Source organism: Kitasatospora sp. NPDC056273 (assembly GCF_042268845.1).
Classification (GTDB): Bacteria; Actinomycetota; Actinomycetes; order Streptomycetales; family Streptomycetaceae; genus Kitasatospora.
In genome coordinates this window covers 1-21,189 of record NZ_JBHJSJ010000093.1, presented here as the reverse complement: position 1 = coordinate 21,189, position 21,189 = coordinate 1, and the positions used below count along the sequence as shown (strand labels likewise).

16 protein-coding genes, 1 pseudogene and 1 riboswitch are annotated in these 21,189 nt (G+C 70.9%); of the genes and pseudogenes, 7 read left to right on the top strand and 10 right to left on the bottom strand.

Going from position 1 to position 21,189, the window contains the following annotated elements:
• Positions 1–54: 54 nt before the first annotated feature.
• From ACFCY1_RS39895 to ACFCY1_RS39865, 7 genes are all read right to left on the bottom strand, one after another.
• Positions 55–1,119, bottom strand: a complete 1,065-nt coding sequence (locus tag ACFCY1_RS39895) for an ABC transporter ATP-binding protein (RefSeq protein WP_049649103.1) — start codon at positions 1,117–1,119, stop codon at positions 55–57.
• A 34-nt stretch (positions 1,120–1,153) separates the two neighbouring features.
• The gene (locus ACFCY1_RS39890) at positions 1,154–2,221 is read right to left on the bottom strand and encodes an ABC transporter ATP-binding protein (protein WP_049649102.1); all 1,068 of its coding nucleotides are present in this window, start codon (positions 2,219–2,221) and stop codon (positions 1,154–1,156) included.
• Positions 2,218–3,183: an ABC transporter permease gene (locus ACFCY1_RS39885; RefSeq protein WP_375877689.1), complete on the bottom strand. Its 966-nt coding sequence runs from the start codon at positions 3,181–3,183 to the stop codon at positions 2,218–2,220. The genes ACFCY1_RS39890 and ACFCY1_RS39885 overlap by 4 nt, the downstream gene beginning before the upstream one ends.
• A gap of 142 nt (positions 3,184–3,325) precedes the next feature.
• Positions 3,326–5,092 carry an ABC transporter substrate-binding protein gene (locus ACFCY1_RS39880; RefSeq protein WP_074001488.1) on the bottom strand — a complete coding sequence of 589 codons (1,767 nt, stop codon included), beginning with the start codon at positions 5,090–5,092 and terminating at the stop codon, positions 3,326–3,328.
• Between the two features lie 86 nt (positions 5,093–5,178).
• Positions 5,179–6,165, bottom strand: coding sequence for an ABC transporter permease (locus tag ACFCY1_RS39875; RefSeq protein ID WP_049649099.1), 987 nt, complete (start codon positions 6,163–6,165; stop codon positions 5,179–5,181).
• Between the two features lie 446 nt (positions 6,166–6,611).
• Positions 6,612–7,535, bottom strand: coding sequence for an enhanced serine sensitivity protein SseB C-terminal domain-containing protein (locus tag ACFCY1_RS39870; RefSeq protein WP_079271895.1), 924 nt, complete (start codon positions 7,533–7,535; stop codon positions 6,612–6,614).
• A gap of 116 nt (positions 7,536–7,651) precedes the next feature.
• Complete coding sequence (locus ACFCY1_RS39865; RefSeq protein WP_117489618.1) at positions 7,652–8,455, bottom strand: enhanced serine sensitivity protein SseB C-terminal domain-containing protein; 804 nt, start codon at positions 8,453–8,455, stop codon at positions 7,652–7,654.
• A 209-nt stretch (positions 8,456–8,664) separates the two neighbouring features.
• A riboswitch (glycine riboswitch) is annotated at positions 8,665–8,766 on the top strand.
• Positions 8,767–8,995: 229 nt separating this feature from the next.
• Between ACFCY1_RS39865 and gcvT the strand changes: the two genes are divergently transcribed.
• The 4 genes from gcvT (at position 8,996) to ACFCY1_RS39845 (ending at position 13,475) form a co-directional block, all read left to right on the top strand.
• Positions 8,996–10,117, top strand: coding sequence for a glycine cleavage system aminomethyltransferase GcvT (gene gcvT / locus ACFCY1_RS39860; protein WP_049649097.1), 1,122 nt, complete (start codon positions 8,996–8,998; stop codon positions 10,115–10,117).
• Between the two features lie 99 nt (positions 10,118–10,216).
• Entirely contained in the window at positions 10,217–10,597 is a 381-nt protein-coding gene (gene gcvH / locus ACFCY1_RS39855) for a glycine cleavage system protein GcvH (RefSeq protein ID WP_049649096.1), read from the top strand.
• Between the two features lie 80 nt (positions 10,598–10,677).
• Positions 10,678–11,946, top strand: coding sequence for a serine hydroxymethyltransferase (glyA, locus tag ACFCY1_RS39850; RefSeq protein WP_049649095.1), 1,269 nt, complete (start codon positions 10,678–10,680; stop codon positions 11,944–11,946).
• A gap of 161 nt (positions 11,947–12,107) precedes the next feature.
• On the top strand, positions 12,108–13,475 hold the full coding sequence (locus ACFCY1_RS39845) for an L-serine ammonia-lyase (protein ID WP_117489616.1): 1,368 nt from the start codon (positions 12,108–12,110) through the stop codon (positions 13,473–13,475).
• A 69-nt stretch (positions 13,476–13,544) separates the two neighbouring features.
• Here the strand turns inward: ACFCY1_RS39845 and ACFCY1_RS39840 are convergent, their stop codons facing one another.
• Positions 13,545–15,158 (bottom strand): MDR family MFS transporter, encoded by a 1,614-nt coding sequence (locus tag ACFCY1_RS39840; RefSeq protein ID WP_375877688.1) that lies wholly within the window; start codon positions 15,156–15,158, stop codon positions 13,545–13,547.
• 22 nt (positions 15,159–15,180) lie between these two features.
• On the bottom strand, positions 15,181–15,834 hold the full coding sequence (locus ACFCY1_RS39835; protein ID WP_375877687.1) for an NADPH-dependent FMN reductase: 654 nt from the start codon (positions 15,832–15,834) through the stop codon (positions 15,181–15,183).
• A gap of 150 nt (positions 15,835–15,984) precedes the next feature.
• Between ACFCY1_RS39835 and ACFCY1_RS39830 the strand changes: the two genes are divergently transcribed.
• A complete protein-coding gene (locus ACFCY1_RS39830; RefSeq protein WP_375877686.1) occupies positions 15,985–16,740 on the top strand; it encodes a TetR/AcrR family transcriptional regulator in 756 nt (251 codons plus the stop codon).
• Positions 16,741–16,863: 123 nt separating this feature from the next.
• A complete protein-coding gene (locus ACFCY1_RS39825; protein WP_375877685.1) occupies positions 16,864–19,899 on the top strand; it encodes an NB-ARC domain-containing protein in 3,036 nt (1,011 codons plus the stop codon).
• 439 nt (positions 19,900–20,338) lie between these two features.
• Here ACFCY1_RS39825 and ACFCY1_RS39820 read toward each other — a convergent pair whose 3' ends face one another.
• On the bottom strand, positions 20,339–20,815 hold the full coding sequence (locus ACFCY1_RS39820; protein ID WP_375877684.1) for a nuclear transport factor 2 family protein: 477 nt from the start codon (positions 20,813–20,815) through the stop codon (positions 20,339–20,341).
• A gap of 156 nt (positions 20,816–20,971) precedes the next feature.
• Here ACFCY1_RS39820 and ACFCY1_RS39815 point away from each other — a divergent pair.
• Positions 20,972–21,189: pseudogene (locus ACFCY1_RS39815) on the top strand (IS982 family transposase); the annotation flags it as partial.

Sequence of the window (21,189 nt, the reverse complement as noted above, 5' to 3'; positions counted from 1 at the left end):
CAGCCCGCCCCCGGAAGTCCGGGGCGGGCGGCCTCTCGCATACGTGCGGGGACCTCAGGCCTTGGCGTCCGCCGGAGCGTTCCCCGGAGCGTTCTCGGGGAAGTGGCACGCCACCTGGTGCCCGGTCTCGAGCACCGCCAGCGGCGGCTCCTGGCTCGCGCACACGTCCTGCGCCTTCCAGCACCGGGTGCGGAAGCGGCAGCCGCTGGGCGGGTTGATCGGCGAGGGGACGTCGCCCTTGAGCAGGATCCGGTCGCGGCCCGCGCGCTGGCGGCGGCGCGGGTCCGGGACGGGCACGGCGGACATCAGCGCGTTGGTGTACGGGTGCATCGGGCTGCGGTAGAGCGAGTCCCGGTCGGCGATCTCCACGATCTTGCCGAGGTACATCACCGCGACCCGGTCCGAGACGTGCCGGACCACCGAGAGGTCGTGCGCGATGATCAGGTAGGTCAGCCCGAGCTCCTGCTGGAGGTCGTCCAGCAGGTTGACCACCTGCGCCTGGATCGACACGTCCAGCGCGGAGACCGGCTCGTCCGCGATGATCATCTTCGGCTTCAGCGCGAGCGCCCGGGCGATGCCGATGCGCTGGCGCTGGCCGCCGGAGAACTCGTGCGGGTAGCGGTTGTAGTGCTCGGGGCTGAGCCCGCACAGCTCCAGCAGCTCCTGGACGGCCTTCTTGAGGCCGCCCTCGGGCACCGCGTTCTGGAGCCGGAACGGCGCGCCGACGATGGTGCCGACGGTGTGCCGGGGGTTCAGCGAGGAGTACGGGTCCTGGAAGATCATCTGGATGTCGCGGCGCAGCGGCCGCATCGCCCCGACGCTCAAGTGGCTGATGTCGGTGCCCTCGAACTCGATGGTCCCGCCGGTCGGTTCGTCGAGCCGGGTGACCAGTCGGCCCATGGTCGACTTGCCGCAGCCGGACTCGCCCACGACGCCCAGCGTCTCGCCGGCGTTGACGGTGAAGTCGATGCCGTCGACGGCCCGCACCGCGCCGGTCTGGCGCCGCAGCAGCCCGCCGCGGATCGGGAAGTGCCGGGTCAGGCCGGCCACCTTCAGCAGCGGCTCACGGCCGGGGGCGGGTGCCGACCGCGGGGTCGGAGCCGCCTGAGTGTCCGTCATCGGTTCTCTCCAGAAAGGTGGTACGAGGCCGGGCTCACAGCCGGGGCGCGATCTCTTCGGCGAAGATGCGGTGCCGCTCGCCGGCCGCCAGGTGGCAGGCCGCGAAGTGCCCGGGCACGGCCTCGGCCAGTGCCGGGACCTCGCTCGTGGAGCGCCCGTCGGTCAGGGCGGCGTACGGGCAGCGCGGGTGGAAGGCGCAGCCGGACGGCACGTTGATCAGGCTGGGCGGGGTGCCCTTGACCGGCACCAGCCGGTCCTGGAGTTCCCGGTCCAGTCGCGGCATCGAACCCAGCAGGCCCCAGGTGTACGGGTGCTCGGGCGCGTCGAAGAGGGTCTCGGCCGGGCCGCGCTCGACGCACTTGCCGCCGTACATGACCAGGATGTCGTCGGCCAGTTCGGCGACCACCCCGAGGTCGTGGGTGATGATGATGACCGCGGAGCCGAACTCCTCCTGGAGGTCGCGGATGAGGTCCAGGATCTGCGCCTGGACGGTGACGTCCAGGGCGGTGGTGGGCTCGTCGGCGATCAGCAGCGAGGGGTCGTTGACCAGCGCCATGGCGATCATGGCGCGCTGGCGCATGCCGCCGGAGAACTGGTGCGGGTAGTCGTCCACCCGACGGTCCGGCTGCGGGATGCCGACCCGGTCGAGCATCTCGACCGCGCGGGTCCGGGCCTGCTTCTTGGTGGCCTGGGGGTGGTGCACCCGGTAGGCCTCGACGATCTGCTGCCCCACCGTGTAGTAGGGGTGCATCGCGGTCAGCGGGTCCTGGAAGATCATCGCCAGTTCGCGGCCGCGCAGTTGGCGCACCCGGTCCGGGCCGGCCGCGATCAGGTCCTCGCCGTTCAGCCGGATCTCGCCGCTGATCCGGGCCCGCTTGGAGCGGTGCAGGCCCATGATGCCGAGCGAGGTGACGGACTTGCCGGAGCCGGACTCGCCGACGATGCCGAGGGTGCGCCCCTTGTGCAGGTCGAAGCTGACCCCGTCCACCGAGCGGACCAGGCCGTCGTCGGTGTCGAAGTGGATCCGCAGGTCGCGCACGGAGAGGAAGGGGTCGCCGGCCGGGGCGGGAGCGGCCGCCGGGTCCTTCTGGAGGTCGGTCACGAGAGCCTCACCCGGGGGTCGACGAGGGCGTACAGGAGGTCGACCACGAGGTTGCAGGCGACGATGAAGAAGGCGGCGAGCAGGGTGACGCCGAGGATCTTGGGCAGGTCGTTGTCGGAGATCGCCTGGACGGCGAACTGGCCGACGCCCTGGAGCGAGAAGACCTGCTCGGTGATCAGCGCGCCGCCGAGCAGCAGCCCGAGGTCCATGCCGAAGATCGTGACGATCGGGGTGAGCGCGGCGCGCAGCCCGTGCCGGGCGACGACCTTGCGCTCGACCAGGCCCTTGGCCCGGGCGGTGCGGATGTAGTCCTCGCTCATGGTCTCCAGCATCCCGGCGCGGGTGAGCCGGGCGTAGAGCGCGGAGTAGAGGAAGGCCAGCGAGATCCACGGCAGGATCAGGTTGCGGGCCCACATCAGCGGGTCGTCGGTGAAGTCGACGTAGTGCAGGTTGTCCAGGATCGGCCACTCGTAGCTGAACAGCGTGAGCAGCAGCGCGCCGGTGAAGAAGACCGGCAGCGAGACGCCGGCGAGCGCGACGCCCATGGAGAGCCGGTCGAAGATCGACCGCGGCTTCAGGGCGGAGACGACGCCGGTGGCGACGCCGGAGACCAGCCAGAGCACGGCCGCACCGGCGGCGAGCGAGATGGTGATCGGGATCCGCTTGGTCAGCTCGGGCCAGACCTCCAGGTGGTTCTTGAAGGAGTAGCCGAAGCAGGGCACGTGACAGGTGGCCGGTTCCGGTCCGAAGTGGTACTCGGCGCCGCTGACCAGCCCCTTCAGGAAGTTCCAGTACTGGGTGTACAGCGGCTGGTCGAGGCCGAGGTTCTGCTTGACCGCCGCGATCGCGTCCGGCGACGGGTTCTTCCCGATGTACTGGGCGGCCAGTTGGTCGGCCGTCTCGCCCGCGAGGCGCGGGAGCAGGAAGAAGATCGCGAAGGCGCCCCCGCTCACCACCCGCAGAAAAAACCCCGCCGCTCATAACCTGGGGATTTTGTCGCCACACACCGTTGGGGGGCTCGGGCGGCCCCCCCCGTCGGGCATCTTCCGGACGGCGGCGGGCGCCGCTGCCTTCACCTGCCTTCAGGGATGCGGAGCCAGGCTCTTACTTGACGCCGATGTTCAGGTAGTCGTACTCGCCCGAGAACGCCGAGGTGGAGACCACGTTGGTGGCGTTGTCCGGGCGGTACAGGAAGACCTTGAAGTAGGTCAGCGGGACGTAGACCGCCTGGTCCATGACCTTCTTGTCGACGTCGCCGTAGATCTTCTCGCGGGCCGTCTTGTCGGGGTTGATCGCGGCGTCGTCGAGCAGCTTGTTGACCGCGGGGTTGTCCAGCTGGGCCAGGTTGTTGTTGCCGGACGGCTTGATGGTGCGGCCGTCGACGATCTGCTGGAGGAAGCCGTAGCCGGTCGGCCAGTCGGCACCCCACTGCATCATCATCAGGCCGATGTTGTGCTCGGCCGCGAACTGCGGGGAGCCGGCGCTGTCCTGGAGGTACTTGCCCTGCGGGTACTGCTGGATCTCGGCGTTGATGCCGACCTTCTTCAGCGCGGCCTGGATCGAGGTGGCCGCGGCGACCTCGGTGGCGCGCTCGGTGCGGGCGGAGAGGACGGTGTTGATGCCGCCCTCCTTGCCGCAGGCCTTCAGGGCCTCCTTGGCCTTGGCCTCGTCGCCCTTGTTGTCCTTGGTCTCGTACGTGTTGAAGTCCTGGTGGCCCGGGATGTCCGGCGGGAGCACCGTGTTGGCGATCTGGCCGCGGATCGGGCCGCCGAGGGCGGTCTGCACCGAGACCTTGTCGACCGCGTACTGCACGGCCTTGCGGCACTCGATGTTGTCGAACGGCGCGAGCTTGGAGTTGATCGCCATGTAGACCAGGCGGCCGCCGTAGGCGTTGTCGGTGCTGGCCTTCAGCTTCTGGTTCTGGAGGATCTGCGCCTGGGTCTGCGGGTCGACGCCGCCGCCCACCAGGTCGACCTGGGCGTTGCCGGCCAGCAGGTCCTTGTCGATGGTGGACTGGTCGATGTTCATCCGGAGCACGATCTTGTCCGCGAGCTGCTTGCGGATCGGGTCGGTGCTCGCGTCCCAGTTGGTGTTCGGGACCAGGACGGCCTGCTTGCCGTCCTCGTAGGACTCGAACTTGTAGGAGCCCGAGGAGACGATCTTCTTCACGTACTCCGAGCCGGTGTCCTTGGCCTGCGGGACCGGCGCGGTCTGCGGGGCGCTGACCAGGTAGTCGAAGTCGGCGAAGGGCTGCTTCAGGTGGAAGACGATCGTGGTGTCGTCGGGCGTCTCGATCGAGTCGAGGCCGCCCTCCTTGTCCTTGTACGGGCCGGCGTACGGCGTGGCGTTGTCCACCAGGTGCTCGCGGAAGTAGACCGGGCCGTTGGAGTTCACGTCCAGCGCGTAGTTCGAGCGCTCGACGGCGTACTTGACGTCCTTCGAGGAGATCGGGGTGCCGTCGTCGTACTTCAGGCCCTTGCGCAGCTTGTACGTCCAGGTCAGGCCGTCCGCGCTGACCTGGCCCATCGACTCGGCGAGGTCGGGGACGAGCTTGTTGCCCTCGTCGCCCGGCGCCGGGTTGAAGGTGGTCAGCGAGCGGGCGTACAGGCGCGAGAAGTTGTAGATGTACGCGTAGTACGTGTTGCCCGGGTCGAGCGAGTCCGGGGTGCCCTTCATCTCGTAGGTGACCGTCCCGCCCTTCTTGTCCGAGGCGTTGACGATGCCCTTGGTGGCGGCGTTGGCGCCGGAGCCGCCTCCGGTGCCGGAGGACGAGGCGGAACCGGTGTCCTTCGACGAGCTGGTGCAACCGGTCACGACCAGGACGGCGGCGGCTGCGGCCGCGGTCAGGGCGACGGTACGGGACCTACGCATGGGTGAGATCAACCCCTTGGGGATGGGAGGCGGTGAAGGAGAGCCTTGACGGCGCATCACATGATGCGTGGTCATGTGCGGCGGGATCAGTTGCTCTTGGGATCGAGGGCGTCGCGAAGACCGTCGCCGAGCAGGTTGAAGGCGAGCACGGTGACGAAGATCGCCAGACCGGGGACCACCATGTACTGGGGGTCCACCTGGTAGTACCGGATCGCGTCCTGGAGCATCCCGCCCCAGGAGGCCTGCGGCGGCTGGATGCCGACGCCGAGGAAGCTCAGCCCCGCCTCGAAGAGGATGTTGGTCGGGATCAGCAGGGTCGAGTAGACCAGGATCGGACCGACCAGGTTGGGCAGCAGCTCCTTGAACAGGATGAACGGGCCGCGGGCGCCGAGGCTGCGGGCCGCGTGGACGAACTCCCGCTCGCGCAGCGAGAGCGTCTGGCCGCGCACGATCCGGCCCATGTAGGGCCAGTTGAAGAAGCCGATCACGAAGATCAGCACCAGCATGTGCAGCGGCAGGCCGTGCAGGCCGAAGGCTCCGCCCTGGAGCGAGGTCGAGATCGCGATGGCGAAGAGCAGCAGCGGGAAGGCCAGGAAGACGTCCATCACCCGGCTGATCACGGTGTCCACCCAGCCGCCGTAGTAGCCGGCCATGATGCCGAGCACGGTGCCGATGGTGTTGGACAGCAGGGTCGCGCCGAAGGCGACCAGCAGGGAGACCCAGGAGCCCTCGATGACGCGGGTGAGCAGGTCACGGCCCTGCAGCGGGTCGATGCCGAGCGGGTGTTCGAGGCTCATGCCGCCCCAGTCGCCGAACGGCAGACCGCCGAGGTCGGCGTCCAGCAGGTCCTGGTGGAGGGCGTCCGGGTCGAGCCCGAACATCGACTCGATCGGCTTGGCCAGCACGGCGAGCATGATCAGCAGGATCACCACGACGCCGCCGGCGACGGCGGCCTTGTCCCGCTTGAAGCGGGTCCAGGCGATCTGGCCGAGGGAGCGGCCCTCGATCTTCTTGGCCGGTCCGGCGGCGGCTGCTGCCTCCGGCTCGTTCCCGGCGGTGGTCACGGATGTCATGGTCAGTTGGTCCCCTCGCCGACGGTGGCCGGCCCACGGGTGCCGGTCGCCGTCTTCGGCGGTGCGGCTGCGGACGTGCGGAGGTGCTTAGGAGGAGCGGGTGTTGACGGCAGTGCGTCGTGCACAGGCACTGCCACCACGCGGGATGGGCGTCGCGTGGACGGGCTTGTCGGCGTGCGCGCTCACCTTTGTGGGGTTCCAGCACGCGCGGTGCGTTGCGCAGAACTCTCTGCCATCCGAACTGGCTTGCGCCAGCCCTGACAACCGACAGATGCCCAACTGTGATCTGCGTGCATGCACCTCCCCGATCTTCGGCATATACCTCTTCACATGGCTGTAACTGCCATGTCAAGATGACCGGGCCGCACATCCGGAAATTCGTCCGGAAAGCATCGAAGCCGACTTGACGGACAATCAAGTCGGCTTCGGAGAATGGGTTTTGGGATTCAGCGCCCGGGGTAGCCGGGCCACGGCCGCTGCGGCTGCTGCTGCCAGCCCTGCGCCGGCGGCTGGGTGCCGTACGCGTAGCCCGGCATCGACTGCCCGGGGTACGGCGGCGGGGGCACCGGCGGGTACGGGCCGGTCGGCGGGCGGCCCGCCTCCCGGTCGAAGAACGGCCGCGCGTTGGCGCGCATCCACAGCGCCACCGGGTCGTACTCGTCCGACATCGCCACCGTGGACACCGCGAGCCCCTCCGGGGCCACCGCGATCGCGCGCTGCATCAGCGCCCGCACCGCCTCCACCGCCGGCGGCGAACTCTCGTAGAGGTCAAGGCCGATGGCCAGGTACGGCTCCCCCACCGCGGGCTGCACCCAGGCCCGGCGCAGTGCCCGGACCGCGCGCACCTCGGCGGCCTGCCGCTCCAGCAGCGCGAAGAACGGCTGGGCGTTCAACTGCGGCTCGCTGAGCTTCAACGGCCCGGCCGGCAGCCGGTCCAGGCCCGCGGCGACCCGCCGGAGGTCCGCCCAGGGCACGCCGACGCCGCCGCCGGGGGCGTGCGGGTTGAGCCACAGGCCCCAGCGGGTGCGGTACAGCGAGGCCGCGATCTCCCGGCCGGAGACGACCTCGTGGGCCCGCGCCCAGCCGGAGGCGGTCAGCTGCTCGGGCGAGGTGACGGCCGGCGCGTAGCCGTGGCCGCTGATCTCCATGTTCCCGTACTGCGCGTCCGGGCTGCCCGGCGTGCCGTGCCACAGCAGCATCCAGACCCGGCCGTCCGCCAGCGCGTGCAGCAGCCGCTCGTACGCGTCGTAGCGCTCCGGCGCGACGTCGCGCAGGGCGCGCTCCAACGCGCCGGGATCAGCTCCCGGGCGCCCGGCCGGTGCCTGGCCCCAGGGCCCCGGCACACCGCCCGCTCCCGTTCCCGCACTCATGCGCCCACCTCGCCGCGCCTCTTTCCCTCAACCCGCCGACCCGTCGGCCGTCTGCACGCACCCTATGGCGCGGCACCGGCCACCGCCACGGCGACGTGCCTCTGATCCGGACCCGCTCACGCCCGCGTGTGGAAAGGCAGTACCCGGGTGAGCAGCCACTCGACCACCGGGTCGTCGGCGAGGTCGAGCAGTACGAGGTGGACGCCCCCGGGCAGCGGCGCGGTTCCCAGCGCTCGCCCGAGTGCCTCGTTCACCGCGGCCGGGTCGGCCGGGGCCGCCGGGTCCAACTGGACGCCCACGAACATCACGGTCGGTTCGCCCTCGATGCTGGCCAGCGCCCTGCGGGCGGTCAACACACCGGGCAGCGCCGACAGTTCGCTCCGGCAGGCGGCCAGGAAGTGCTCCGGGTCCTCGCCCGGCACCGGCTCGCGCAGCGCCACCCGGCCGCCGGTCGGCTCCGCGGCGCCCTCGGCCTGCTCCCAGCGGTCCTCGCGCGGGCCGCGGCGCAGCTCGGCGACCCCCTGCGGCGGCACCGGGAGGCCCACCGGCGCGTCCGGGTTCACCGCGATGCCGAGGCCCAGCGGCAGCCCGCGGGCGAACTCCCACACCGGCGCGATCGCGAAGGCCATCCCCGGCGCCTGCTGGAGGAACACCTCCTGCGAGGAGAACACCGGCACGTACGGGTCGCCGCCCAGCTCGATGGTCGGCAGGTCGAGCGCCTGGCCCTGCGGGTCGGCCCCGGCCGGCAGCGGCACCCACACCTGGCTGCGCGCCAGCACCTCGAACACCCGTGGGGTCGCGCCCGGGTCGCCCAGGGCCGCGGTCAGCACCTGCTCCAGTTCGTTGGCCGGCCAGGAGCCGCCCGCCGGCGCCTCCTCCGGTCCGCCCCACCCCTGCTGCTGCTCCACCGGGTACCCCATGCGCCGCCGATTCCGCCCTCTGCCGTCGGCCGCCCACTGCCGCACCGACGCGCAGCAGTCTAGAGGCGTGCGGGGGGTGCGGTCAGGACTCGTGTTCGGGTCCCGCGCGGTGTGACCGGGTCCCCCCTCCCCTCGTCGTCCGGGACGTGCCATGATGTGCCCGTCCGACGGCATGCGCCGCGGGCCCCCACAACTCCATACCGGCCGCTCGAACCCGCGCGGGAGAGCCCGGAGTGCCGTTCAGGCACAGCCGGCGCCGAAGGAGCAAGTCCTCCCCGGAATCTCTCAGGCACCCCTACCGCACGGGTTAGGCACATCTGGAAAGCGGCGCCCGGCCCTGTCGTGCGCCCACCCACGGTGCAAGCCGTCATGCTGTCCCCCAAGCTGGAAACGGCTGCGGGCGGCGGGGCGGTGAAGCTCTCAGGTTCGACGACAGATGGGGAGACCCACGCCGCCGCATGCCCGCGCGCAGGGTCGGCCCCCAGCGGGTCCGGTCCGGTGCGTGCACCCCTGAGTGCCCCGACCGAGGAGTTCCTGGCCATGTCGTCCCTCCGCCTGACCGCGCTCGACGCGCTGCACCGCGCCCTCGGCGCGACCATGACCGACTTCGCCGGCTGGGACATGCCGCTGCGCTACGGCAGCGAGCGCGAGGAGCACCTCGCCGTCCGCACCAAGGCCGGCCTGTTCGACCTCTCGCACATGGGCGAGATCACCGTCACCGGCCCGCAGGCCGGCGAGATGCTGGACCACGCCCTGGTCGGCTTCGTCTCCGCGCTGGGCGAGCTGCGCGCCCGCTACACCATGATCTGCGCCGAGGACGGCGGCATCCTGGACGACCTGATCGTCTACCGCCTGCGCGAGGACGCCTTCCTGGTCGTCGCCAACGCCTCCAACGCCCAGCTGGTCCTCGACGAGCTGATCGCCCGCGCCAAGGGCTTCGACGCCGTCGTCACCGACGACCGCGACACCTACGCGCTGATCGCCGTCCAGGGCCCGGAGGCCACCGGCATCCTGGCCGACACCACCGACGCCGACCTGCCCGGCCTGAAGTACTACGCGATCCTCCCGGCCTTCGTGGCCGACCGCGAGGTGCTGCTCGCCCGCACCGGCTACACCGGCGAGGACGGCTTCGAGATCTTCTGCCACCCGGCCGACGCCGAGCCGGTCTGGCAGGCGCTGACCGCCGCCGGCGCGGACCGCGGCCTGGTCCCCTGCGGCCTGTCCTGCCGCGACACGCTGCGCCTGGAGGCCGGCATGCCGCTGTACGGGCACGAGCTGTCCACCGACCTGACCCCGTTCGACGCCGGCCTGGGCCGGGTCGTCCGCTTCGACAAGACCACCAACGAGGGCGCCTTCGTCGGCCGCAAGGCCCTGGAGGCGGCCGCCGCCGCGGCCGAGACCAACCCGCCGAAGGTGCTGGTCGGCCTGGTCTCCGACGGCAAGCGGGTGCCGCGCGCCGAGTACACCGTGGTCTCCACCGAGGGCGAGCCGATCGGCCGGATCACCTCCGGCGCGCCGTCCCCGACCCTGGGGCAGCCGATCGCGATGGCCTACGTCGACGCCGCCCACGCCGCCCCCGGCACCACCGTCGCGGTGGACGTGCGCGGCAAGCACGAGCCCGTCAGGGTCGTGGCGCTGCCGTTCTACAAGCGCGCCCGCTGACCCCTCGCACGCCCCCCGTTTTCCCATACGCGCACGTCGCAGCCGTCCGCGCGGCGGCCCGCTTCGTCGTACCCGCTTCCCATCCTGGAGAATGACGCCATGAGCAACCCCCAGCACCTTCAGTACACCAAGGAGCACGAGTGGCTGACGGCCGCCGTGGACGGTGTCTCCACGATCGGTATCACCAAGCACGCCGCGGACGCGCTCGGTGACATCGTCTACGTGCAGCTGCCCGAGGTCGGCGAGACCGTGACCGCCGGCGAGACCTGTGGCGAGCTGGAGTCCACCAAGTCGGTCAGCGACCTGTTCTCCCCGGTGACCGGCGAGGTCACCGAGGTCAACCCGGACGTCCTGGACAACAACGCCCTCGTCAACAGCGACCCCTTCGAAGGCGGCTGGCTGTTCAAGGTGCGCGTCGAGGCCACCGACGAGCTGCTCAGCGCCGACGAGTACGACGCGCTCACCAACCCCCAGGGCTGAGCCCCCGACGGGACGGGCCGCCGCACCGCGGTCCGTCCCGCCCTGGCCCCTTTCCCTCCTCCTCCCGGGAAGACCACACCATGACTGTTCTCAACCAGTCCCTGCACGCCCTCGACCCGGAGATCGCCGCCGCGGTCGACGCCGAGCTGCACCGCCAGCAGACCACCCTGGAGATGATCGCCTCCGAGAACTTCGCCCCGGTGGCGGTCATGGAGGCCCAGGGCTCGGTGCTCACCAACAAGTACGCGGAGGGCTACCCCGGCCGCCGCTACTACGGTGGCTGCGAGCACGTCGACGTGGTCGAGCAGATCGCGATCGACCGCATCAAGGCCCTGTTCGGGGCCGAGCACGCCAACGTCCAGCCGCACTCCGGCGCGCAGGCCAACGCCGCCGCGATGTTCGCGCTGATCCAGCCGGGCGACACCATCCTGGGCCTGAGCCTGGCCCACGGCGGTCACCTGACCCACGGCATGAAGATCAACTTCTCCGGCAAGCTCTACAACGTGGCCGCGTACCACGTGGACGAGAAGACCGGCCAGGTCGACATGGCCGAGGTCGAGCGCCTCGCCAAGGAGCACCAGCCGAAGCTGATCATCGCCGGCTGGTCCGCCTACCCGCGCCAGCTCGACTTCGCCGCGTTCCGCCGGATCGCCGACGAGGTCGGCGCGCTGCTCATGGTGGACATGGCGCACTTCGCCGGCCTGGTGGCCGCCGGGCTGCACCCGAACCCGGTGCCCTACGCGGACGTGGTCACCACCACGACCCACAAGACCCTGGGCGGCCCGCGCGGCGGCGTCATCCTGTCCAAGGCCGAGTTCGCCAAGAAGATCAACTCCGCGGTCTTCCCCGGCCAGCAGGGCGGCCCGCTGGAGCACGTGATCGCCGGCAAGGCGGTCGCCTTCAAGGTCGCGGCCTCCGAGGAGTTCAAGGAGCGCCAGCAGCGCACCCTGGACGGCGCCCGCATCCTCGCCGAGCGCCTGCTCCAGGCCGACGTGGCCGAGGCCGGCGCCAGCGTGCTCTCCGGCGGCACCGACGTCCACCTGGTCCTGGTCGACCTGCGCAACAGCCAGCTCGACGGCCAGCAGGCCGAGGACCGGCTGCACGAGGTCGGCATCACCGTCAACCGCAACGCCATCCCGAACGACCCGCGCCCGCCGATGGTCACCTCGGGCCTGCGCATCGGCACCCCGGCCCTGGCCACCCGCGGCTTCCAGGCCGAGGACTTCCGCGAGGTCGCCGACATCATCGCCGAGGCGCTCAAGCCCGCCTTCGACGAGACCGTCGCCGACGCGCTGAAGGCCCGGGTCTCCGCCCTGGCCGCGAAGTACCCGCTCTACCCGAACCTCTGATCACTCCGGTGATCGTTCGGGCGGGGTGACCGGCCTCACCCCTCCGGCGTACCAGGCACCCCGGGGCACCGCGCACACTGGAAGTGCGCGCGGTGCCCCGTCCCGTGTCGGCCCCTCCCTGCCCGCAAGTCCTTCCACGAGACCAGACAAGGACGTCCCCCGTGGCCATCAGCGTCTTCGACCTCTTCTCCATCGGCATCGGCCCGTCGAGCTCCCACACCGTGGGCCCGATGCGCGCCGCCCGGATGTTCGCCCGCCGACTGCGCACCGAGGACCTGCTGGACCGGGTGACGGGCGTACGGGCCGAGCTGTACGGCTCGCTCGGCGCCACCGGCCACGGCCACGGCACCCCGAAGGCCGTCCTGCTCGGTCTGGAGAACGCCTCGCCCCGCACCGTCGACGTCGACCAGGCCGACAAGGACGTCGAGCGGATCCTCGCCGAGAAGCGGATCAACCTGCTCGGCGAGCACCCGATCGACTTCGACCCCGACACCCAGCTGGTCCTGCACCGCCGCCGCTCGCTGCCGTACCACGCCAACGGGATGACCCTGTGGGCGTACGCGGCGGACGGCTCGACCCTGCTGGAGAAGACCTACTACTCGGTCGGCGGCGGCTTCGTGGTGGACGAGGACGCGATCGGCGCGGACCGGGTCAAGCCCGACGACACCGTGCTGAAGTACCCCTTCCGCACCGGCGACGAGCTGCTGCGGCTCAGCCGGGAGACCGGCCTGTCGATCTCCGGCCTGATGCTGGAGAACGAGAAGGCCTGGCGCAGCGAGGAGGAGATCCGGACCGGTCTGCTGGAGATCTGGTCCGTGATGCAGGAGTGCGTGCGGGCCGGCATGTCCCGCGAGGGCATCCTGCCGGGCGGGCTGAAGGTCCGCCGCCGGGCCGCCTCGGGTGCCCGCGCGCTGCGCGCCGAGGGCATCGGGCCGGCCAACGCGATGGAGTGGGTGACCCTCTACGCGATGGCCGTGAACGAGGAGAACGCCTCCGGCCGCCGGGTCGTCACCGCGCCGACCAACGGCGCCGCCGGGATCATCCCGGCCGTCCTGCACTACTACCTGAACTTCATCCCGGGCGCCGACGACGACGGCATCGTCCGCTTCCTGCTCGCCGCCGGCGCCATCGGCATGCTCTTCAAGGAGAACGCCTCCATCTCCGGCGCCGAGGTCGGCTGCCAGGGCGAGGTCGGCTCCGCCTGCTCGATGGCCGCGGGCGGCCTCGCCGAGGTCCTCGGCGGCACCCCCGAGCAGGTCGAGAACGCCGCCGAGATCGGCATCGAGCACAACCTCGGCCTCACCTGCGACCCGGTCGGCGGCCTGGTCCAGATCCCCTGCATCGAGCGCAACGGCATGGCCTCCGTCAAGGCCGTCACCGCGGCCCGGATGGCGCTGCGCGGCGACGGCCGGCACCACGTCTCGCTGGACAAGGCGATCAAGACGATGAAGGAGACCGGGGCCGACATGAAGATCAAGTACAAGGAGACCTCGCGCGGCGGGCTCGCCGTCAACGTCATCGAGTGCTGAGCTGACCGGCTTTTCCGCAGGCCCCCGGGCGGTCCCCCGTTCCGCCCGGGGGCCTGCGCGTTCTCCGGATCACCCGGCCGTGGCCGCCTTCGCGGGGGTGTCGGCCGGCTCCGGCTCCGGGTCTGGCTTCGTCGGCTCGGGCTCGGGCTTCGGCGGCTTGATCTCCCTGGCCGCTCCCTGCTGCGGGCGGACCAGGCAGGCGAGGGCCGTCGCCGCGGCCGCCAGCAGCACCCCGCCCACGACCGTGCCGTGCAGGCCGCCGGTGACCGCCGCCCCGACGGCGTCGCGAACCTCGGCCGGGAGGCCGTCGAGGGAGGCCGGGGTCAGCCCGCCGCCGGTGAGCCGGCCGGCCTCGGCGGACCCGAGGCGCTCCGTGAGGGAGTCGGTGAGCCGCGCCGTGTAGACCGCGCCGAGCGCCGCCATGCCGAGCGAGCCGCCGATGCTCCGCAGCAGCGTGACCACGCCCATCGCCGCGCCCATGTCCTGCGGCCGGACGGCCCCCATCGAGGTCAGCAGGGTGCTCTGCATCACCAGGCCGAGGCCGATCCCGGCGACGGCCGTGAGGGCCGAGGCCACGGCGATCGGGGTGTCGGTGCGCAGGAGCAGCAGCAGCGCGCCGCCGGCCAGGGTGACCGCGCCGCCCAGCAGCGGGTAGCGCCGCTCGCCGCCGGGCCGGCCCATCAGCCGCGCCGTCACCAGCTGGGTGCCCATCATGCCGAGCATCAGCGGCAGCAGGAGCAGCCCGCCGGCGGTGGGCGAGGCGCCCCGGGCCAGCTGCAGGTAGAGCGGCAGGTAGCCGACCAGGGCGATCATCACCGCGCCGGTGAGGAAGCCGAGCACCTGCGCCACCGTGAAGTTGCGGTCGCGGAACAGCGCGGGCGGGATCAGCGGCCCGGGGGCGCGCAGTTCGGTCCGGGCGAACCAGCCCAGCGCGACCACCGCGACGAGCGCCGTGCCGAGGAGCACCGGGGAGGTCCAGGAGTAGGCGGTGCCGCCCCAGCTGCTCACCAGGGTGAGCGCGAGGATGCCGGTGGTCAGCAGGGCGACCCCGGCCCAGTCGAACGGGGCGCGCACCCGCTCCGTCCGCAGCCGTACCCCGACGCCGACCGCGAGCAGCGCGACCAGCCCGACCGGCAGGTTGACGTAGAAGGCCCAGCGCCAGCTCAGCCGTTCGGTGAGGAAGCCGCCGAGCAGCGGTCCGCCGACGAAGGCGATCGGCATCAGCACGCCGACCACCGACTGCACCCGCGCCCGGTCGGAGGCGGGGACGAGCACCCCGATCACCGAGAGCGCGCCGACCATCAGCCCGCCCGCGCCGATCCCCTGGAGGCCCCGGAAGGCGATCAACTGCCCCATGTCCTGGGCGAGTCCGGCCAGCACCGAGCCGGCCAGGAACACCACCACCGCCCACTGGTAGGCGCCCTTGCGCCCGTACAGGTCGCCGAGCCGGCCCCAGAGCGGGGTGGCGGCGGCGGAGGTCAGCAGGTAGGCGGTGACCGCCCAGGAGAGGTGCTCCAGCCCGCCGAGGTCGCCGACGATGGTCGGCAGCGCGGTGCCGATGATCTGGCCGTCGAGGGCCGAGAGGAAGATGCCGAGCATCAGTCCGACGACGCCGAGCAGCGGCGGCTTGGGCCGTTCGTCGGCCTGCTCCTTGTTTTGGCCCCCGCTCTGTTCCGTGGCCATGCCGTCCGCCCCCTTCCCCGGCTCAGGCCGCGAACGGGCGGGCCCGGCGGGCGTCCCGCAGTGCCTGCGCCCACCAGGTGAGCTGGTCGAGCATGGTCTTGGCGGCGGTGTCGGCGGCCGGGTCGATCGCCTTGCCCTCGGCGTCGAAGCACTGCGAGGCGCCGTGGAAGCTGACCGTGTTGCGGATCGTGGCGGCGTTCAGCTCGGCCATCACCACCCGCAGCTGCTCGACCGCCCGCAGGCCGCCGGACAGGCCGCCGTACGAGACGAAGCCGACCGGCTTGCCATGCCACTGCCGGTTGTGCCAGTCGATGGCGTTCTTCAGCGGGGCCGGGAAGCTGTGGTTGTACTCGGGCGTGACGATCACGAAGGCGTCGGCCGCCTCCAGCCGGGGCGACACGGCGGCCAGCAGCGCGGCGTCGTCCGGCGAGAGTTCGCCGCCGAAGGACGGGAAGGTGACGGGCAGCGGGGTCTCCACCAGGTCGATCCGGTCGGCGGTCAGGTCGCCGCGCGCCTCGAGGTGGCCGAGCAGCCAGTCGGCGACCACCGGGCCGAAGCGGCCGTCGCGGGTGCTGCCGACGAGGACGGCGACCTTCAGGTTCTGCTCGCTGGACGCCTGCTCGCTGGACGTCCGCTCGTTGGACTTCTGCTCGCTGGACTTCTGCTCCGTGGACATGGGAGTCCCCCTCCGGGATGGCTGATGTGTACGGCGTATCCGTCTCGAATACAACGTACACATCGACGTGTACGGCGTCCACTGCCGATACGCCGTACACAGGAGGGTGCTACGGTGGGACCGACCCCCAGTCGGAAGGAGCCCGCCCCCATGCCCGCTCAGCAGGCCCCCACCGGGGACACCCCCGCCGGCGACGACAGGCCCCCGGCGTCACTCTGGGAGCGCCTGGACCGCCCGGCCCCCGCCCCGCGCACCACCCTGACCCCGCAGCGGATCGCCGAGGCCGCCGTCGCCGTCGCCGACGCCGAGGGCCTGGACGCCGTCACCATGCGCCGGCTCGCCGCCGAACTCGGCGTCGCCCCGATGGCCGCCTACCGGTACGTCTCCGGCAAGGACGAACTCATCGAGCTGATGGTCGACTTCGTCTACGGCCGGCTCCCCCTGGACGCCGCCCCCGCCGAGGACTGGCGGGAGACCATGCGCGCCCTCGCCCTCCACCTGCGGGCCATGCACCTGGCCCACCCGTGGACCGTCCGGGCGGCCACCCCGTTCTCCCTCAGCCCGAACCAACTCGCCGTCCCCGAGCACGCGTTCGCCGCCCTGGCCGAGCACGGCCTGGACGCCGACACCACCATGGCGGTGTTCCGCACCGTCACCGGCTACGTCCACGGCTCGGTCACCACCGAGGTCACCCTGGACACCCTGCGCCGCGAGCGCGGCTGGTCCGACGGCGACCAGACCCGGGCCGGCCTCGCCCCCCGGATGACCTGGCTGATGGGCACCGGCCGCTACCCCAACTACCAGCGCTACCTCCACGCGGCCACCCGCAAGGACGACCCCGACTGGCAGTTCGAAACCGGCCTCGACTGCGTCCTCGACGGCATCGCCACCCACTTCGCCCTCTGACCGGTCAAAAGCGGCCCAGAACAGTCTTCGCAAGGTCGAATTGTCGCTATCCCTCGCTGTTTCAACCGACGTGGAGGACCCTGGTCCGAGCCAAATCGAGAGAACGGCCGGAGGTCCAGAGCCATGCCCAAACGCGGGGGCCAAGCGGCAGCAGCTGGATTCCAGTACCAGTACCTGGTCACGCTGGAAGCCTTGCTCGAAGCCCTTGAGGACGCCAGGCACGACATCGCCGCAGCCGTGATCGAACCCTCCGGCCACGACAACGACAGCGACGAATCCTCACCGGGAACCGCTGACACGGACGCTATCGACTACTACCTGGTGGACGACCTGCGTCGGCCGGTCGTAGCCGCCCAGGTGAAGTCCGGCGGCCCCGACACCGAGCTGTCGGCCCCAGCCGCCTACGCGATCCTTCTGCGGATGGTCCGCGCATGCCCGACCGCCGAGTCCTACCAACTGATCACGAACAAGCGGCTGCATCCCAAGGCAGTCCGGCTGAAGCAGGCGTTGACCCACGGCGGTGACCTCGGAACGCTCAGGGCGGCGCTCCGCCAGGCACTCGACCGCAGCTCCAAGCTGTCGAGCGTGGACGATCTCCGCGACAACGACCTGCGCGCCCTGGGCCGCGCCCGGATCAAGTCCGACCTGCGCGATCCGCACGAGTTCCGCGATCAGCTCCGGGAACGGATCCGGGAACACCGCGCCCGGCACCGGGACGGGCTCGGTCACCAGTCGGCCGGGCGCATGTCCAATCACCTGGTGTCGGAGATCCACCACCGGGCCGCTGGAGAATCGGAGGGCGTATTGGAGCTGGAGGCCTTCCGCAGCGAGCTCCTGACCGAGAGCCGCCACCTGGCGTGGGACTTGGGCGCCTTCGACTGGGGAATCATGATCGGCCCCGTCCCGTCGGTGCCGGACGTCCCGCGTTCCGAGGTCCTCTCCCGGGTCCGGGCCGCGCTGGCGGATTCCCCCGGCCCCCGGGTTCCGTCGAGTTGCGCCCTGCTCGGCTTGTCCGGCATCGGCAAGACCAGTCTTGCCGCCGCCTACGCCCACGACACCGCGGACTCCTACGACTGGATCTTCTGGGTCAACGCGGAGAGCACCGCCTCCCTGATGACCTCGTTCCGGAGGATCCACGAGTGGCTGCATCCCCAAGGCGACCGGGCTCCCGACGACGACACCCGGCTGCAGGACGGAGTCAGGGCGCTGCTGAGCGCGTCCGCCGAACGCTGGCTGCTGATCTTCGACAATGCGACCGATCGCCACAGCCTCCACCCGTGGATGCCCAGCAGCGGGCGGGGCCATGTGATCGTCACCTCCACGAACCAGGCCGGCTGGGCGGCTCATCCGCACAAGATCGACGTCCAGGCCTTGACGCCGACCGAAGCAGGAGCCCTGGTGCGCCTCAGGCTCGCGGACGACTCCCCGTGGGACGAGCATGCCGAACGCGCGGCCATGGACCTGTCCGCGGCTCTGGCGCACTGGCCACTGGCCCTGGAACTCGCCTGCGGCTACCTCCTCAGTTGCGAGCTCGGACTCGCCGAGGTGCCGCGCTACCTGCGCTCGATCCGCGACCTCGCACTCGACGACGAACGGTCCGTCCCAGCCGGCTATCCCCACACCCTGGTGGCGGCGATCCACTTCGCCCTGGAACGGGTGGACCGGTATGCGCTTCCTCAGCGACCCTTCGTATCGGAGATCGCCATGTCGTCCGTCCAGGCGGCGGGCTACCTGGGATCGCGCCAGATCCCGCTGCACCTCCTCATCGCCATTGCCGTCGTCCCGGACGAACTGGCCTACCTCGACACGCCCGAACCGATCGTTCTGCAGGACGACCCGGGGAACTCCTTCAACTCTTCCGAAGTGCACCGCGCACTCTGGTCGGAGTCCCTGGTCCGACGCGATGCCCCGCTGTGCGCCCGCCCGCCCGAGGAGTGGTCCGAGGCCCACCCGGAGGAGGTCGACCAGACCATCAGCGTCAACGAGATCGTCCAGTACGTAGTGCGCGGCCGGGTGGAGAGGGACAGGGCGACCGTCGAGCGCGTCCTACGCCGGTCGGCCCTCCACGTGCAGCTGTGGCTGGCGGCCTTCCTGCGGCACGGCGACGAGCGACACGCCCTCGCCGTGATGCCACACGCGCAGAGCCTCGCCGAGCACGCGCAGCGGCTGGGTTTCTCCTCCAGTGAGGTCGCGATCCTGTGGGGAAACCTGGCCGGCGCCCACCTCGAACGGGGAGAACTGGCCGCGGCCAGACGGTTGTTCGAGGCTGAGCTCGCCTACGTCCTGGGCTGCGGCCCGTCGGCGGCCGTCCTCGAACTCAAGATCCGCATGTCCCTGGCCGAGTTGGCCGAGTTGGAAGCGGCGCCCGTCGAGCAGCTCCTGGCCCAGGGCCGTCGAGTTCACCAACTGGCCGGCCAGCTCTGCGATTCACACCCGCTGGATGTCGCACACATCGTCGCCAACCTGCTGGTCACCCTGCGAACGATGACACGCCGGGGTGGTCCGAACGACGAAGTACTGGAACTGATGGCGAAGTTCACACAGCTCCTGGAAAACCTCCCAAGCACTGCCGAAACACGGCTCCTGGCGGAGATCGAACAACTCAACCACGGGCTAGGCACGTCGGCTCTCCGCGATGACGAGGTGGAACAGCGCTGCCGGGCAATGCTCGCCGGAGGACAGCTTTCTCCTCGCCTGCGTGTCGCGCTCACCGGGTTGCTCGCCGAGGCACTCTGCTACCAAAGGCGTTGGAGTGAGGTGGCTCGGATCCTGGAACACATGGAGAACCAGGACGCCGACTCCCGCTTCCATCCTCGGGGCATCACCAACGTCCTCCACAACCTGGGGCTCCCCACCGGTATGTCCGCCCTTCATCGGGATCAGGACGCACAGGACGTTCTCGCAACCTTGCTGCGAATCGCATCGCTCCTGGAGAGCACGCACCTGGAAAGCGAGCCGAGCATGCCGGTCAAGTTGGGTGCGCTCCGTCTGGTGAGCGCCATCTGCACCAACGAGGAGTCCTCCATCCGCGGCACCCGCCGTGAGCTCCGACTGCGGGGCGCTCTCCAGCTGCTCTCCGCCGAGCACGACGCCGGCTGGCGCGTCCTACTCGCCTCCTCCATTCTCATCTCGCTGGAACTTGCGCCCGACTCTTCGTGACCGATTCCCCTCCGCACAACAGCCCGGACCGCCGGTACGGCGTCCAAGTTCCTCGGCGCTCCTCGGCGCTCCTCGGCCGACGAACCAACAGGAACAACGACATGCGCCAGACAACCAGCCAAACCATCAGCACTCGCAGGTCGACGTTCCACCGGCTCTCTGTCCCCGAAGGCCGGATCACGGAGCTGCGCGACCTCCTGCGCCCCCGTTACCTGGCGATCGCCAACGACGAGTGCGGCCTCGAGCTCGCCAACTACTGCCTGGATGAGCTGGCTTTCAGGAAGGTGCGGAACCACATCATGGATGGCCGGGGCCGCATCGACGAGTACTCCGTCGCCCACGGGGAGCGGATAGACGGATTTGGTCTCGACCGGTTCGCATCGGTCATCCGACGCATCTGCGGAACAGTGTGCAGGATCCACCTGACTCAACTCGCTGGTCAGGCCCTCTCGACCCCCAGCCGCGCGGCGACGGCACCCAGCCGGCCCATCGCGTGGGCCACGCCCAGGCCGTCCATGTAGTCCCGCACGTGCACCAGCAGGCCGTCCCGGGCGCGCATCACCAGCAGGCCAGGCACGGTGAACGGCTCCCCGGTGGTGGCGAGCGTCCCGACCACCTGCTGCTCGACGGTCAGCACCTCCGGGTCGGCCCCCGGGTGGACGGCCACCTCCCGGATCTCCCGCGGCCGCGCCGCGCTCGCACCCCAGGCGGCCCGGTAGCCGGCCCGGATCTCCTCCCGCCCCCGGTACCGCTCCGGCATCCCGGGGAACAGGAACGGGAACTCGTGCACCCCGTCCTCGGCGTACAGTTCGGCCAGCGCGTCCGCGTCCAGGTCGAGCATCGCCCGCCGGTAGCGGACGAGCAGGTCGAGCGGGCTGGGTGTGCTGGGCGGGCTGGGCGTGGCGGAATCCGGCATGACGGCGGCCCCTTCGGCAGCGGACGGGGACGCCAGGATCCCTCTACGGCAATCGACTTGGCCCCCGCGCATCGATCGATGGCCCCAACCCTAGATGAGTGAGTCCGATTGCTGGGCTGGCCGCGACCATGACGAAGGGTGCCCGTTGGTTGGTTTGTGAAGACGAACCTGGACACCCTTCTGACGGCACTGTACGTGTTCATCGACGATCACGTGGCCCCTCGTCACCGGATCGGGCGACCTCCGAGGCTCTCGGATGCGGAACTGCTGTGCCCGGCAGTGGCGCAGGTGCTGCTCGGCTTCCCCTCGGTGAGGCACTGGCACCGCTTCGCGAGCGGTCGTCTGCGGCACCTGTTCCCGTACCTGCCGGGGCA

Coding starts and splice junctions, on each gene's coding strand:
- gcvH (WP_049649096.1), top strand. CDS start 10,217: ATGAGCAACCCCCAGCACCTTCAGTACACCAAGGAGCACGAGTGGCTG.
- ACFCY1_RS39880 (WP_074001488.1), bottom strand. CDS start 5,092: ATGCGTAGGTCCCGTACCGTCGCCCTGACCGCGGCCGCAGCCGCCGCC.
- ACFCY1_RS39870 (WP_079271895.1), bottom strand. CDS start 7,535: ATGAGTGCGGGAACGGGAGCGGGCGGTGTGCCGGGGCCCTGGGGCCAG.
- ACFCY1_RS39840 (WP_375877688.1), bottom strand. CDS start 15,158: ATGGCCACGGAACAGAGCGGGGGCCAAAACAAGGAGCAGGCCGACGAA.
- glyA (WP_049649095.1), top strand. CDS start 10,678: ATGACTGTTCTCAACCAGTCCCTGCACGCCCTCGACCCGGAGATCGCC.
- ACFCY1_RS39830 (WP_375877686.1), top strand. CDS start 15,985: ATGCCCGCTCAGCAGGCCCCCACCGGGGACACCCCCGCCGGCGACGAC.
- ACFCY1_RS39820 (WP_375877684.1), bottom strand. CDS start 20,815: ATGCCGGATTCCGCCACGCCCAGCCCGCCCAGCACACCCAGCCCGCTC.
- ACFCY1_RS39865 (WP_117489618.1), bottom strand. CDS start 8,455: ATGGGGTACCCGGTGGAGCAGCAGCAGGGGTGGGGCGGACCGGAGGAG.
- ACFCY1_RS39825 (WP_375877685.1), top strand. CDS start 16,864: ATGCCCAAACGCGGGGGCCAAGCGGCAGCAGCTGGATTCCAGTACCAG.
- ACFCY1_RS39875 (WP_049649099.1), bottom strand. CDS start 6,165: ATGACATCCGTGACCACCGCCGGGAACGAGCCGGAGGCAGCAGCCGCC.
- gcvT (WP_049649097.1), top strand. CDS start 8,996: ATGTCGTCCCTCCGCCTGACCGCGCTCGACGCGCTGCACCGCGCCCTC.
- ACFCY1_RS39835 (WP_375877687.1), bottom strand. CDS start 15,834: ATGTCCACGGAGCAGAAGTCCAGCGAGCAGAAGTCCAACGAGCGGACG.
- ACFCY1_RS39895 (WP_049649103.1), bottom strand. CDS start 1,119: ATGACGGACACTCAGGCGGCTCCGACCCCGCGGTCGGCACCCGCCCCC.